General features: G+C 57.2%; 13 protein-coding genes and 1 pseudogene. 2 read left to right on the plus strand and 12 right to left on the minus strand.

What is annotated here, in order from left to right; all coding sequences use genetic code 11:
* Positions 1-35: 35 nt before the first annotated feature.
* The 12 genes from V6N04_RS16485 to V6N04_RS16540 all read right to left on the minus strand — a co-directional run bounded on the left by V6N04_RS16485 (position 36) and on the right by V6N04_RS16540 (position 10431).
* Positions 36-839, minus strand: a complete 804-nt coding sequence (locus V6N04_RS16485; protein ID WP_371171293.1) for a purine-nucleoside phosphorylase — start codon at positions 837-839, stop codon at positions 36-38.
* Positions 823-1788, minus strand: a complete 966-nt coding sequence (locus V6N04_RS16490) for an ABC transporter permease (protein WP_371171294.1) — start codon at positions 1786-1788, stop codon at positions 823-825. The genes V6N04_RS16485 and V6N04_RS16490 overlap by 17 nt, the downstream gene beginning before the upstream one ends.
* On the minus strand, positions 1788-2885 hold the full coding sequence (locus V6N04_RS16495; RefSeq protein WP_371171295.1) for an ABC transporter permease: 1098 nt from the start codon (positions 2883-2885) through the stop codon (positions 1788-1790). Before V6N04_RS16495 ends, V6N04_RS16490 begins: the two co-directional genes overlap by 1 nt.
* The gene (locus V6N04_RS16500) at positions 2885-4453 is read right to left on the minus strand and encodes an ABC transporter ATP-binding protein (protein WP_371171296.1); all 1569 of its coding nucleotides are present in this window, start codon (positions 4451-4453) and stop codon (positions 2885-2887) included. Before V6N04_RS16500 ends, V6N04_RS16495 begins: the two co-directional genes overlap by 1 nt.
* A 7-nt stretch (positions 4454-4460) precedes the next feature.
* Positions 4461-5456: a BMP family lipoprotein gene (locus tag V6N04_RS16505; protein ID WP_371171297.1), complete on the minus strand. Its 996-nt coding sequence runs from the start codon at positions 5454-5456 to the stop codon at positions 4461-4463.
* Positions 5457-5641: 185 nt separating this feature from the next.
* Entirely contained in the window at positions 5642-6064 is a 423-nt protein-coding gene (gene rimI, locus V6N04_RS16510) for a ribosomal protein S18-alanine N-acetyltransferase (protein ID WP_371171298.1), read from the minus strand.
* Positions 6065-6081: 17 nt separating this feature from the next.
* On the minus strand, positions 6082-6699 hold the full coding sequence (tsaB, locus tag V6N04_RS16515; protein ID WP_371171299.1) for a tRNA (adenosine(37)-N6)-threonylcarbamoyltransferase complex dimerization subunit type 1 TsaB: 618 nt from the start codon (positions 6697-6699) through the stop codon (positions 6082-6084).
* Positions 6689-7252: a NifU family protein gene (locus V6N04_RS16520; protein WP_371171300.1), complete on the minus strand. Its 564-nt coding sequence runs from the start codon at positions 7250-7252 to the stop codon at positions 6689-6691. Before V6N04_RS16520 ends, tsaB begins: the two co-directional genes overlap by 11 nt.
* A 69-nt stretch (positions 7253-7321) precedes the next feature.
* Positions 7322-7777, minus strand: a complete 456-nt coding sequence (locus V6N04_RS16525; protein ID WP_371171301.1) for a universal stress protein — start codon at positions 7775-7777, stop codon at positions 7322-7324.
* A gap of 21 nt (positions 7778-7798) precedes the next feature.
* Complete coding sequence (locus V6N04_RS16530) at positions 7799-8869, minus strand: AbrB family transcriptional regulator (protein WP_371171302.1); 1071 nt, start codon at positions 8867-8869, stop codon at positions 7799-7801.
* Positions 8862-9725, minus strand: coding sequence for a branched-chain amino acid aminotransferase (locus tag V6N04_RS16535; RefSeq protein ID WP_371171303.1), 864 nt, complete (start codon positions 9723-9725; stop codon positions 8862-8864). Before V6N04_RS16535 ends, V6N04_RS16530 begins: the two co-directional genes overlap by 8 nt.
* A gap of 268 nt (positions 9726-9993) precedes the next feature.
* Positions 9994-10431, minus strand: a complete 438-nt coding sequence (locus tag V6N04_RS16540; RefSeq protein ID WP_371171304.1) for a DUF1489 family protein — start codon at positions 10429-10431, stop codon at positions 9994-9996.
* Positions 10432-10556: 125 nt separating this feature from the next.
* Here V6N04_RS16540 and V6N04_RS16545 point away from each other — a divergent pair, with 125 nt between their 5' ends.
* Both V6N04_RS16545 and V6N04_RS16550 read left to right on the plus strand, forming a co-directional pair.
* Positions 10557-12812 (plus strand): adenosylcobalamin-dependent ribonucleoside-diphosphate reductase, encoded by a 2256-nt coding sequence (locus tag V6N04_RS16545; RefSeq protein WP_371171305.1) that lies wholly within the window; start codon positions 10557-10559, stop codon positions 12810-12812.
* A gap of 299 nt (positions 12813-13111) precedes the next feature.
* Positions 13112-14538: pseudogene (locus V6N04_RS16550) on the plus strand (transposase).
* Positions 14539-14559: the final 21 nt, after the last annotated feature.

Raw genomic sequence — 14559 nt, forward strand, 5'->3', positions numbered from 1 at the left:
TGTGATTGCGCCTTTATTGGCCTAAAAGGCAGGGCTTAGTCACGCGTTAAGTAGCGCCGAACCAGTTTTTCCAGCTTTTTAGCTCCAAGTGGTGCCATAGCCTTGGTGTGTTCGTGGCTAATTGCCTCGTCCGACATGCCCTGAGCCATGTTTGTGATGGTCGAGAAGGCAGCGACACGCAAACCCAGGAACCGGGCGAGAATCACTTCGGGCACAGTCGACATGCCGACAGCATCCGCACCAAGCGTGCGAATAGCCTTAATCTCGGCGGGGGTTTCAAATGACGGGCCAGAATACCAAGCATAGATACCCGGGGTCAGGGTGATACCTTCATCTGCGGCAATTTTGGAGAATGCGGATTGCATGTCGGCGTCGTAGGCCCCGCCCATCGGGACGAAACGCGCGTCTGATGGCTCTCCAATCAGCGGGTTCAGACCCGAGAAATTGATGTGATCCGAGATCAACATCAACTCGCCCGGCGGTATGTCAGGCCGCATGGAACCCGCCGCGTTGGTCAGGATCAACCGATCTGCCCCGAGAGCTTTCAAAAGCTCCAAGGGCAAGCGCATGGCGTCGGGCTTGCCGGCTTCGTAGTAATGCGACCGGCCGCCAAAGACGGCCACGCGGGTACCCTCCATCTGGCCGATGACCAGTTTGGGGTTGTGGCCCGACACATGCGGTTGTGGAAACCCGTCCAACTGGTCATAGGGGATTGAAATCCCATCAACAGTGTCGGCGAGGTGTCCGAGGCCCGACCCCAGAACCAGCCCAACTTCGACCGGTTCCGGGCCTGCCAGCGCCCGCACCTGTTGGGCGAGCGCGTCAGCGTTCTTTGACATAGGGTTGCCCACCTGCTTTCGGAGCGACCGCCTTGCCAACGAAACCTGCCAAGATGACCACAGTCAGGATATAAGGCAGGGCCTGCATGAACTGTACAGGTACGATAAAGCCACCCAGGTCGATATTCTGGTACCTGTTGGCAATCGCTTCAAGCAAACCGAATAGCAGTGTCGCATAAAGAGCGTACCATGGGCGCCATTTTGCGAAGATCAGTGCAGCCAGCGCGATATATCCGCGGCCAGCGCTCATTTCCTTAACGAAGCCAGCGGCAAGACCTGTGGACAGATATGCGCCGGCCAAACCGCACAGCACACCAGCGATGGCCATCGAAATGTACCGCAGTCTCACAACCGAAATACCGGCTGTATCCACCGCCGCCGGGTTTTCCCCGACCGCGCGCAGACGCAAACCAAAGCGGGTGCGATAGAGGACGAACCAGGACAGCGGCACCATAAGTAACCCGACATAGACCAGTATCGTGTGACCGGACAGGAGGTCGGAGTATATCGGTCCAAGGTACGGCACGTCTGCGACGGCGTTTGCGAACGGCAGTTCAACGGGCGAGAACCTCTCGCCTCCCGACAAGCTGGGGGTTCGGCCACCCAGACTGAACCACGCGGTCCCGATAAGGATCGTGATGCCCGAAGCCAAAAAGTTCAGCGCAACGCCCGAGATCAGCTGATTGCCTTGAAAGGTGATCGACGCAACGCCGTGCACAGCCGAGAACAGCAGTGAACCGGCGATCCCGGCCAGAAGCCCCAGCCAAACCGAGCCAGTGGCGGACGCCACGGCGGCAGCCAAAAAGGCAGAGACAAGGATTTTACCCTCTAGCCCGATATCGAAAATACCGGCGCGTTCAGAAAACAACCCTGCAAGGCAAGCCAGCAGAAGCGGCGTCGCGAGGCGCAGGGCGCTGTCAGAAATCTGGATGATCGTTAGGAAATCCATCAGTTGGCCCTCCGCTTCGCTGCGCGAATGAAGGCGCGTTCAACCGGCATGCGGACCATGTTGTCCAATGCGCCCGTAAACAAGATTACCAGCGCCTGAATAACGATGACGAGTTCGCGTGGAATGCTTGACCAAAGTGAAAGTTCACTGCCCCCCTGATAAAGGAAACCGAACAGCAGGGCCGCCAATAGCACACCGAAAGGATGGTTTCGTCCCATCAGCGCCACGGCAATACCGATAAACCCTGCACCCTCGACCGAGTTCAGAACCAACCGCTCAGCCTCGCCCATCGTGTTGTTGATGGACATCATGCCAGACAGCCCACCCGACAGGATCATCGCGATCATAATGATCTTGAAGGACGAAATACCAGCATATGTCGATGCGCCGGGTGACAGGCCGAAGGATCTGATCTCATACCCCAGTCGCGACCGCCACATCAGCAGATAGACGACAACGCAGGCAATCAGTGCAATGAAAAGCGAGACGTTTACCGGCGCAGACTTCGAGAACGCGATACCCAATGGTGCAAGGATGTCGTGCAAAGTTGGCAAGTGCGTTGCCTCGGGAAACTTGGCTGTGGCCGGGTCCATTGAACCAGTCGGGCGAAGGACGTTGACCAAAACGTAATTTAGAAGCGATGCCGCGATGAAGTTGAACATGATTGTCGTGATCACCACATGGCTGCCACGGCGGGCCTGCAAGAAGGCTGGGATGACGGCCCACGCCGCGCCAAACACGGCGCCACCGACCATCGCAAATATAAGTGCGACCGACCAGTGGGGGAACGGGATATAGAGGCATACAAGCGCAACCCCCAAGCCCCCGATCATCGCCTGACCCTCGCCACCAATATTAAACATCGCCGCTTTGAACGCGATCGAGACCGCAAGCCCAGTGAAGATGAAATTGGTGGCATAGTACAGCGTGTAACCCCAGCCATAGGTCGAACCCAGCGCGCCGGTGATCATCGTTTTCAGCGCCTCTATCGGGTTTTCACCGATGGCAAGAATAACCAGCCCCGAAAGCACAAAGGCAATCAGTAGGTTTAAGAACGGAATAAGGGCCACATCGGCCCATTTTGGCATCTTGTCCATTAGTTTTCACCTTCTCCGGTGACACCGGCCATCAGCAGACCAAGCTCGCGTTCATCGGTTTTGTCTGGCAGGCGCTCGCCCATGATGTGACCGTCGAACATGACGGCAATTCGGTCACTAAGAGACAGAATCTCTTCCAGTTCGACCGACACCAACAGGATGGCTTTGCCTTGATCGCGCAGCGCGATGATTTGTTTGTGGATGAACTCGATCGCCCCGATATCGACGCCACGGGTCGGCTGACCGACCAGCAGCAAATCGGGATTGCGCTCAATCTCGCGCGCAACGACGATTTTTTGCTGGTTGCCGCCCGAGAAATTCTTGGCCGCAAGCTGAGGGTTTGGAGGACGGACATCGAACCGGTCCATCTTGTCCTGCGCCACTTCCAACATCTTCGCGTTATCCATCAGAAACTTGTTTTTCTGGTACTCTGGCTCGTGATGGTATCCGAAAACGACGTTCTGCCAGGCGGGGAAATCCATGATCAGACCATGCTCTTGCCGGTCTTCGGGCACATGCGCGATACCGCGTGCGCGCCGTGATCTCCCATCGGAGTATTTTCCTGTCAAATCAATGGGGTCTCCGTTCACGCGGATCTCGCCGGTGGCGGTTGCATAGCCACCAAGCACCTCCATCAATTCAGACTGCCCGTTGCCGGAAACACCAGCAATACCCAAGATTTCGCCTGCGCGAACATCAAGCGAGATGCCCTTCAGCCGCTCTACGCCATGGCTATCGACCATGTGTAGATTATTGACCTCAAGGACTTTTTCGCCGGGTTGGGCGGGTACTTTGTCGACACGTAACAGAACTTTGCGCCCCACCATCAGCTCGGCCAGCTCTTCGGGGCTTGTGTCCTTGGTTTTGACCGTCGCCGTCATCTCACCGCGACGCATCACGGATACAGTATCCGTAATCTCAATGATTTCGCGCAATTTGTGGGTGATCAGAATAATCGTCTTACCCTGATCACGCAGACCGTTCAGGATGCGAAACAGGTGGTCCGCTTCGGCCGGGGTCAACACACCGGTCGGCTCGTCCAAGATCAGAATGTCGGCTTCGCGATAGAGCGCCTTTAGGATCTCAACACGTTGTTGAACACCGACCCCCAAATTTTCGATCAGGGCGTCTGGGTCAACGTGGAGTTCATATTCCTCGGCCAGTGACTTGAGCGACTTGCGTGCTTTTGCAAGGGATGGCCGCAACATCGCGCCTTCCTCGACCCCGAGCACCACATTCTCAAGCACTGAAAAATTCTCAACCAGTTTGAAGTGCTGGAACACCATCCCGATGCCAGCGCGAATTGCGGCTTGGCTGTCGGGGATCTGGGTTTCCTTACCGTGAATGAAGACCTGACCTTCATCGGCTTTATAAAACCCATAGAGGATGGACATAAGCGTCGACTTACCCGCACCATTTTCTCCGATGATCCCATGGATCGTACCGGGTTGGACAGAAATCGAAATGTCCTTGTTCGCCTGCACAGGGCCAAAGGCCTTCGAGATGCCGCGAAGTTCGATAGCGGGGGCAACAGTCGCCTGTTGCCCCCCTTTGTTCACATCTGACATCGCTGGATCAGAAGTCCAGGTTCGGGCAGGTGTCGTCCGACGTATAGTCGTGGACGGCAATGTCACCAGAGATGATCTTGGCAGCAGCAGCGTCAACAGCGGCCTTCATCTCGGGCGAGATAAGTGCTGCATTGTTGTCGTCCAGTGCGTAGCCAACACCTTCTGCGCCAAGGTTCATCACCTGCACACCCGGTTTCAGGTCAGCGCCCGCTTTCATGGATTCATAAACAGCAACATCCACGCGTTTCATCATCGAGGTCAGAACCTTGCCTGGATGCAGGTGGTTTTGGTTCGAATCCACACCGATCGAAAGAACGCCTTCGTCGGCTGCGGTTTGCAGAACACCAAGACCGGTGCCACCAGCGGCAGCGTATACCACGTCAGCGCCTTGGCTGATCTGTGCTTTGGTCAATTCGCCGCCCTTAACCGGGTCGTTCCATGCCGCAGGCGTGGTGCCTGTCATGTTGGCGATGATCTTGGCGTCTGGGTTTACGGCCTTTACACCTTCGGCATAGCCACAGGCAAATTTGCGGATCAGCGGAATGTCCATGCCGCCAATAAAGCCGACGGTACCGGATTTCGAAGCTTGAGCGGCCAGCATGCCCACAAGGTAAGAGCCTTCATGCTCCGAGAACGCGATGTTCAGGACGTTTGGCGCGTCAGACCAGCCGTCAATCGCGACGAACGTGGTGTCAGGATAGTCGGGTGCGACCTCCGAGATTGGTGTCGACATCGCAAAACCCATGGTGATCACCGGGTTTGCACCCGTGTCGGCAAAACGACGCAGCGCCTGTTCGCGTTGGGCTTCAGACTGAAGTTCAATCTCCAGATATTTACCGCCGGTTTCTTTGGCCCATTTCTCAGCGCCGTTGTAGCCAGCTTCGTTGAACGATTTATCGAACTTGCCGCCAAGGTCGAAAATGATCGCGGGTTCGGCCAGCGCCGCGCCTGCGGTCAGGGCCAACGACGCGGCTGCGCCAAGTAGGGTTTTCATCAGGGTCATGTGTGTACTCCCATTTGTTTTTGTTGTTGGGGACAGACGGTATGTCGGCCGATTCCCAAAGTCTGCGAGCAGATCGCTGAAAAGGATCATCCGGGATTTTGAGCGGAGGGCAAGGGGAGGGTCAACAGTAAGTTTTCTCGTCGGGCGCGTAAGGCCTATTTTTCAGGAGGTTCACGCTGCGGAAACTACTTGCTCAGCAGGATCGCGTCGACAAAATCACCCGTTTGGCGTGCATAATAGTTCCTGCGCCGACCAGATTCGGTCCAACCTGATGACCGGTACAGGTGGCGTGCCGAGATATTGTCCTCTGCGACGTCCAGAAACCCGCGACAGGCGCCGCGATGATATGCAGTTTCCTCGAAGCCCAACAAAAGCGCGCGACCCAGACCTTGTCCTTGCGCTTCCGGACGCACGGCGATGGTCAGTAGCTCCACCTCGTCGATGATCACACGCCCCATTGCAAAGCCGTCATCAACCATCACGACAAAGACATGTTTGGACGACATAAGCGTGTCGATTTCGTCCGCGCTCCATGGCCGCGCTTCTTGGAACGCGGCCGCATGGATCTGAGCCATTGCGGAGGGGGATGGGTTCGGAATGCCGGACATAGAGGGGTTATAGCAGGTCAGGGCAGGATCGCGGGGGCGGGATCCCGAGGTGGCGCCGCGTCAGCGGACCGGATGTAAAGTGGCGCGGGACGAAGAATAGGCTGCTTGTCGGAAACCGCCAGCCTGTCGCGCGCCAAAAATGCAATCGCCGGCGCAGGATCGATCGATGTCAGCGGACCGATGCGCGCGCCGTCCAGAGCAGAGGCCTCGGCAGCTGATAGAAGGGTGGGGTGTTCATGTTCCCCATCTGGACGCAGATATTGCGCATAAAGATGATCACGGCGTGCATCAATCAATGACCAGACTGGACGCTGAGCATCCAGCGCCTGCGCTTCAAGGGAAGACACACCAATCGCGGGCACTCCCAGCGATAGGGCCAACCCACGCGCCGCCGCGACTGAGATTCGGATGCCTGTGAAGTTGCCTGGACCGACGCCGACGCCAATGGCGTTCAGATCCCGCCATGTTTTCTGTGCTTCGGCAAGGACCTCTTCCAGCAGCGGCATCAGGCGCTCTGCCTGTCCCCGTGCCATGTTTTCGTGTCGCGACACGATGATCTTGTCGCCGGACAGCAAAGCGGCCGCGCAATGCGCGGCCGATGTGTCAAACGCCAGTATCAATGGACTATGCGGCAACAGGACGAACCTCGACCACTTCCGGGATATAGTGCTTCAGCAGGTTTTCGATACCCATCTTCAACGTCAGGGTTGAGGACGGGCAACCCGCGCAGGCACCCTGCATGTGCAGGTAAACGATGCCGCGATCAAAGCCGTGGAACGTGATGTCCCCGCCATCCTGCGCAACGGCAGGACGCACACGGGTATCAAGCAGTTCTTTGATCTGTTCTACAATCTCGCCATCTTCACCGTCGTGATCAGCGTGGCCAGAAGGCGCGGTTGCTTCACCTGCCATGACGGGTTGGCCAGACTGGAAATGCTCCATAATCGCGCCAAGGATGGCGGGTTTGATGTGGTCCCACTCGGTGTCTTCACCCTTAGTGACGGTCACAAAATCCGCACCAAAGAAAACGCCAGTCACGCCCTGCACCTTAAAAATGCGTTCTGCCAAAGGCGAACTTCCCGCAGTGTCCGCAGTCGGAAAATCTGCCGTACCGGTACCCAAAACGGCTTGGCCGGGTAGGAATTTTAACGTCGCGGGGTTCGGAGTGGATTCAGTCTGAATGAACATGATTGGCGCACCTTTATTGTCAGGTTTGATATGGGTGCCATACGAGCCAGAGTCAAGCGGGGCCGGGGGTTAGGAAATTTCTTCCAACCGATCTTTCGACATCTCTCCGGGTACAATGGTCATCGGAACCGGCAGCGTGGCTGAGGCCCGCATCATCTGGTTGATAATCGGCCCGGGACCCTGTTTTTCGGCCCCCGCCCCAAGGACAAGGACACCGATTTCGGGGTCTTCATTGATTTGTGCCATGATCTCGGGCACAGCTTCGCCCTCGCGGATGACCAGTTCGGGGTCGATCCCCTGACGGTCGCGCATCCACTTTGCGAATACCTCAAAATGGACCGTGATCCGCTCTCGCGCTTCTTCGCGCATGATGTTGCCGACACCGATCCAGTGATTGAATTCATCTGGGGGAATGATCGAAAGTACCTCGACGCCTCCGCCGGTTTTGGCCGCCCGCATGGCGGCAAATCGCATCGCGTTCAGGCATTCGCGACTGTCATCCAGGATCACAAGAAACTTGCGCATGTTCGTCCTCCAAAATCGGGATCAGTTTGCCCGAGGCGCGGGGGGCTGTCCATCGTTTTCACCCGGTTTCTGGCGCGCAATTCTTGTCGCATAAGCGGTGATCACGATAGCCAATAAAACAAGGCGCCCCACATGGGCCGAGGCGATGAAACTAGGGTCGCCGCCCATGGCGACACCGACGATGATCATGGTCTCAAGCCCGCCGGGAGCAAACCCGATCAGGACGTCAATCAACGGTAGGCCCGAAACATACGACGCAAGCGTCGCGAACATTGCGGCCAGCGTGGCGGTCAGGACGACGACGATCAACCCTGCGAAAAGATTGTGACGCAGCTCGTGCCAAGTCACACCAGAAAAACGCGTGCCGATTAGGCATCCCATCATTACCAGCACGACCTGGCTGACCCATGGAGGTAGGTTCCCGTCGGCCACCCCGCCCAGATGAAAGACCGCAGCAACGATCATGGCCGCGAGCAACACCGGTGCGGGCAGTCGCAACCTGACAAGGATCGGCGCGAGGGCGAGGGCGAGGGCAAGCTCGATCCCGATGATCAACCAAGGTGAGGTTTCGCGCCCCAGGGGCAAGCCGGGGCCAAGGTCGATCCCGGACAGGCGGGCAGCGATCGGGACAAACAGGCTGAGTGCCAGCACCCGGAATGACGCCAAGATGGCCGGTCGCGCGATTGGAATGCCAAGGCTATCAGATAGCGAAACGACAAGGCTTAGATGACCCGGAGCGGCAGACAAAAAGGCTTCGTCCCGACCAAACGCCATGTATCGGGTTAGAAACCACCGGCCGATAAATGGGGTGGCGACGGTCAGCGCGGCTAAAAGCGCAAAGGCGATGGGCCAGCGTAAGACCGCTTCGATGCTTGTTGGCGTGACCATTGAGCCAACAGTCAGGCCGACCAGAACGAATATCACATTGCGGATCGGTGGCGCGATGTCTGTCTTCATCCCATAAAGGCTTGCGACGGCCACGGTCAGAGCGGGACCAACCAGATATCCCATCGGCATGTCGATGGCCCATGCAATGGCCGCGCCAACGGTCCCGACCAACAGGGTCAGAACCGTGATGCGCATCTTACGCATTGGAATGGGCCCAGTCCCAGTAAAGCTCGCGCACCCGGCGGGTTACCGGGCCCGAGTTATACATCGTGCCATCAAACTCGCTGACAGGGGTGACCTTCATCATATTGCCGGACATGAAGACCTCGTCGGCGTTGCGGAAATCATCAAATGTCAGAACGGTTTCGTGCACTTTCATCCCATCGGCACGCATATTGGCAATGTGGCGCGCGCGGGTGATGCCTGCCAGAAAGCAGCCATTGGCGATGGGGGTGAAGACTTCCCCATCACGGATCATAAATATATTGGCGGTGGCGGTTTCGGCGACATTGCCAAGGGCATCCGCAACCAATGCGTTTCCATAGCCGTTTGCGCGGGCTTCGGCCAGCATGCGGGCGTTGTTTGGATAGAGACAGCCAGCTTTGGCATCCACCACGGCGTCATCCATAACTGGGCGCCGAAACCGGGTGGTCGCCAAGGTGGTCGACACGGTCTGGGGCGCCATGGGGATTTCTTCAAGCGCCACCGCAAAGCCGGTCGCACCCTCTTTGGGCACGACACCCAGATCACCCCCGTCCAAGGCCCAGTACATTGGACGAATATAGACGGCGGCATCTTTCGGATAAGCCGACAAGCCCTCTTTCACGATCTCGACCATGTCTTGTGTGGTGACCGTTGGCGTGATCATCAGTGCCTTGGCTGATCGGTTCACGCGGGCGCAATGCGGTTCCAGGTCGGGATGAATGCCTTCGAAATATCGTGCACCGTCAAACACGGTCGTGCCCAGCCAAGACCCGTGATCGGCGGCCTTCATGATTGGAACGTCACCATTGTGCCATGTGCCATTAAAATAAGTGCGGATATTGGTGCCGGTTGCCATCTGAGCCTCCTGAAATGTTGGCGCGAGAGTATCAGGGCGCAGTCGAGTGTCCAGACCCGGATCGGGGCCTGCGAGAATGATGCTTGCAGAACGAATACCCCCAGCGGCTTGGGGATCGCTGCTGGGGGTTCGTCGCGTGCGAGACGGTGACGGGAGCACGCGCTGCGCGAGACTTGATCGGACCAGCGGGCCACCAGCCTGATCGGGAATCGGTCGCAGGGTCAGACTGGCCCACAAACGATTCCGTTTTGTGACAGCAAGGCGCGGGTTAACGAATACCAATATCTGCAAGAGCGGCCGCAAGCTCGTGCGGCAATGCGGTATCGTTTTTGTTTGCACTGCCTGTGGCCAGATCACGCGGTGCATCCTCGGGCGTCAAATAGCGCCATCCTTGAAAGGCGCGGCGCGGTTGGCTTTCGGTTCGAACGACATTCGGGTCCAAAACGAGTGCGCAGCGGCGAATGCCGTCATCACCGATCACCTCTTCCAGCCGCACAAGGCTTTGGCGGGCAAGAATGAACCCCTTAAACACCCAATAAAGTGACCCGCCGTTCAACAGCTCGGCCTCGCGCTTTGGCCACATGCGGGTGACGTGCCGGGGGTTGGGCAAACCTGACTGCCCCATACGCATGGCTTGCCAGGCATCAAGATCCTCGACTTTCTCTGCTCCGACGCAGAGTTTTACCAGATTTATGGTGTCAGCCACGGCAAAGCCCCAGATGTTGTGGTTGGCTTGCCACTTTACGCCGAATCCCGACCTTTGGCAATTGACGCCGACCGGACGCGGGATGTACTCTGAAAGACCTTCCACTTCGCACAGGAATCGCTTGCATGAGCCGCTTTGCCGCCCCCATCGCCGAACAAATCTGGGATATGAAATACCGTTTGAAAACGGCTGAGGGCACGCCTCAGGATAAATCGGTCGAGGATACATGGCGCCGTATCGCCCGTGCACTGTCCGAAGCGGAGCCAGCGCAGGAAGATGCGTTTTACGGCGCGCTGGAAGACTTCAAATTTCTGCCCGCTGGTCGGATCACAGCCGGGGCAGGGACCGGACGGTCTGTCACTCTGTTCAACTGTTTCGTCATGGGGACGATCCCGGACAGCATGGGCGGCATTTTCGATATGCTGAAAGAGGCGGCGCTGACCATGCAGCAGGGTGGGGGGATCGGCTACGACTTCTCCACCATTCGCCCACGTGGAGCAGATGTGAAGGGTGTTGCGGCGGATGCCTCTGGGCCGCTCAGCTTCATGGATGTGTGGGACGCGATGTGCCGGACCATCATGTCCGCAGGTTCGCGTCGTGGTGCGATGATGGCGACCATGCGCTGTGATCACCCGGATATTGAGGATTTCATCACCGCCAAATCCGACGCCGCCCGCCTGCGCATGTTCAACATGTCGGTGCTCGTGACCGACGATTTCATGCAAGCCGTGAAAGATGACACCAGCTGGGAGCTGAAATTCGAAGACCGTGTTTATCACACCGTCGAAGCCCGCGATCTTTGGAACAAGATCATGAAGGCGACCTATGATTATGCCGAACCGGGTGTGATCTTCATCGATCGTATCAATCAGATGAACAATCTGGCCTATTGCGAAACAATCGCGGCGACCAACCCATGTGGCGAGCAACCTCTGCCGCCCTATGGCGCCTGTCTGCTGGGGTCGATTAACTTGGCACGGCTGGTCACCGATCCGTTCGAAGAGGCCGCCCAGCTTGACGGCGATGCCCTGTCCGAATTGGTCGCCACCGCCATTCGCATGATGGACAATGTCGTCGACGCTAGCCGTTTCCCGCTCGAAGCTCAACGGCAAGAGGCGCAGGCCAAACGCCGTATCGGGCTTGGGGTGACTGGTCTTGCGGATGCTTTGTTGATGCTCGGCCTGCGTTATGGCTCGGACGAAGCTGCGGCCCAGACCGAGGCGTGGATGAAGCAAATCGCGCGCGCGTCCTATTTGGCATCGGTTGAGCTGGCCAAAGAAAAGGGTCCGTTCCCGCTGTTTGACGCCGAGAAATATCTCGCCTCCGGTTCGCTGAAGCATATGGACGACGATGTTCGCGATGCGATCCGGGAACACGGCATCCGCAACGCTCTTCTGACCTCAATCGCCCCCACCGGCACGATCAGCCTTTATGCGGGCAACGTATCTTCGGGTATCGAGCCTGTCTTTGCCTATGCCTACACCCGCAAGGTTCTGCAAAAAGATGGCACGCGCACCGAAGAAGAAGTCGTCGATTATGCGGTTCAGATGTGGCGCGATAAGTTTGGTGACAAAGAGCTGCCCGACTATTTCGTGAACGCTCAGACACTGGAACCACTGGCGCATGTCAAAATGCAGGCCGCCGCACAGAAATGGATCGACAGCTCGATTTCCAAGACCATCAACTGTCCGGAAGACATCAGTTTCGAGGCGTTCAAGGACGTCTATATGGAAGCGTGGGACAGCGGCTGCAAAGGCTGCACGACCTACCGCCCGAATGATGTGACCGGGTCAGTCCTGTCGGTGTCGGAGGAAAGCGAACAGACGCCCGAAGCAGATACCGGCGCGGATGTGGTCTATATCTCGGAACCACTTGATCGCCCGCAATCGTTGGAAGGTCACACATACAAGGTCAAATGGCCCGACAGCGAGCACGCGATCTATATCACCGTGAACGATCTGGTCCTAAACGGCCATCGCCGCCCGTTCGAGGTGTTCATAAACTCCAAAAACATGGAGCATTTCGCGTGGACTGTGGCCCTGACCCGCATGATCTCGGCCGTGTTCCGGCGTGGCGGCGATGTGAGCTTCGTGGTGGAAGAATTGAAAGCCGTCTTCGACCCGCGCGGTGGTGCCTGGATGGAAGGTAAATACATCCCGTCGATTCTTGCCGCTATCGGAGGTGTCATCGAACGCCACATGGTCGCAACCGGCTTCATCGAAGGCGAGGGGATGGGCCTGAAAACCGATCCCCACGCCGAGGTCGTCAGCCTCGGCAACGCCCCACGCGGTCCAGCCTGCCCAAGCTGCGGTCAATACGACATGCGTATGGTGGAGGGCTGTATGACTTGCGCATCATGTGGGCACTCGAAATGTGGGTGAATTGGGTGTGAGTGTTGTCACTCTGAAATGACATGATAGTTTGGATTTTGTGACAAATAGACTGAGTTTTGTGACATCATACATTGAACTTATCGTATTTCGCGCTTGTTTTGATTGTCAGGAAGATTGGGAAGGGTGATTGGAGTTAATTGCCGGCCAGCTTTGCTATCATGAGAGGGAATCTCACGACACACTGTTCGACCAATGTAGTGAATCTGGGCTTATTTTGTTGAAAAGCTCTGACTTGACCGACTGGGCATTCGCTGATTCAATTCCTGTATTGATTGGGGGATTTGGCGATGATGGGACCGAGGCAAGAGGCTCAGGCGGCGCTGTTCTACGAGTTCTCGCTGGAAGATCATGTTCCCCAAGATCACCTGTTGCGGTCGATTGATCGCTTCGTCGATCTGAGCAATATCCGGGCGTATCTCGCCGACTTCTACAGCCACACGGGCCGTCCTTCGGTCGATCCTGAACTTCTGATCCGCATGCTGCTGGTCGGGTATTGCTTCGGCATCCGATCCGAGCGGCGGCTCTGCGATGAGGTCCATCTGAACCCCGCCTATCGCTGGTTCTGCCACCTTGATCTGAGCGACCGCGTGCCAGATCACTCGACGTTTTCCAAGAACCGACATGCGTTGCCCGGCAGGTGATTGCAAAGCAATCTGCCGAGAGGGGGCGTTTCCGCGAGAGTGAACTGCTGAGGCATCTGTTTGAGACAACTGTGGCGCGATGCATCCATGAAGGACTGGTCAGCGGCCAGCGCATGGCAATTGATGCCAGCCTAATCGAAGCGGATGCCAACAAGCAGAATTCGACACCCAAAGAAGAATGGGACGTCTCCGACATCGAACCGACCGGCGCCCCTCGCGCCGTTCGCGAGTATCTCAACACGCTGGATGAAGCTGCATTCGGTGCCGCTAGCGAGGTGCAACCGAAGTTTACGTCCCATTCCGATCCAGCCAGCCAATGGACGGCGGCCCGCAAAGGCCCTGCTTTCTTTAGCTATTCTGACAACTATCTGATCGACACCGATCACGGCGTCATCGTCGATGTGGAGGCGACCCGATCCATCCGCCAAGCGGAAGTCGGATCAACGAAGACCATGCTGAAGCGGGTCAAAGAGAAATTCGATCTGCATCCTGAACGCCTGATCGCTGACACTGCCTACGGCACTGGGCCGATGCTGGGTTGGCTGGTCGACCGCAAGATCGCGCCACACATCCCAGTCTTTGACAAAGCAGGCCGTTCAGACGGGACTTGGTCCCGCGCAGACTTCGAGTGGGATGCGGAGAACGATCAATACATCTGCCCCGAAGGTCATGCGTTGAAACAGTTCCGGCGGAACTACTCGGACCCAAACCGGGGACCGACCGGCAAAGGGGTCGCGCGATATCGCGCCCTGAAGCTGACCTGCCAAGCGTGCCCATCCAAAGCAAGGTGCTGTCCAAATGCTGATGCCCGTAAGATCACGCGCGAAGAACACGAAGACGCACGCCAGGTCGCCCGTGATATCGCCAAAACCCGCCAGTACGACATCTCGATGAAACTCCGAAAGAAGGTCGAGATGCTCTTCGCACATCTCAAACGCATTCTAGGGCTGGGTCGACTGCGACTGCGTGGACCATGTGGTGCAAGTGACGAATTTCTACTCGCTGCCACCGCCCAAAACCTTCGCAAACTAGCCAAAATCTTTCCTGCACCGCAGCAAACGCACAAAGCTTGATAGCGAAGGCGCATGCGCCCT

The organism is Aliiroseovarius conchicola, assembly GCF_041403445.1.
Classification (GTDB): domain Bacteria; phylum Pseudomonadota; class Alphaproteobacteria; order Rhodobacterales; family Rhodobacteraceae; genus Aliiroseovarius; species Aliiroseovarius conchicola.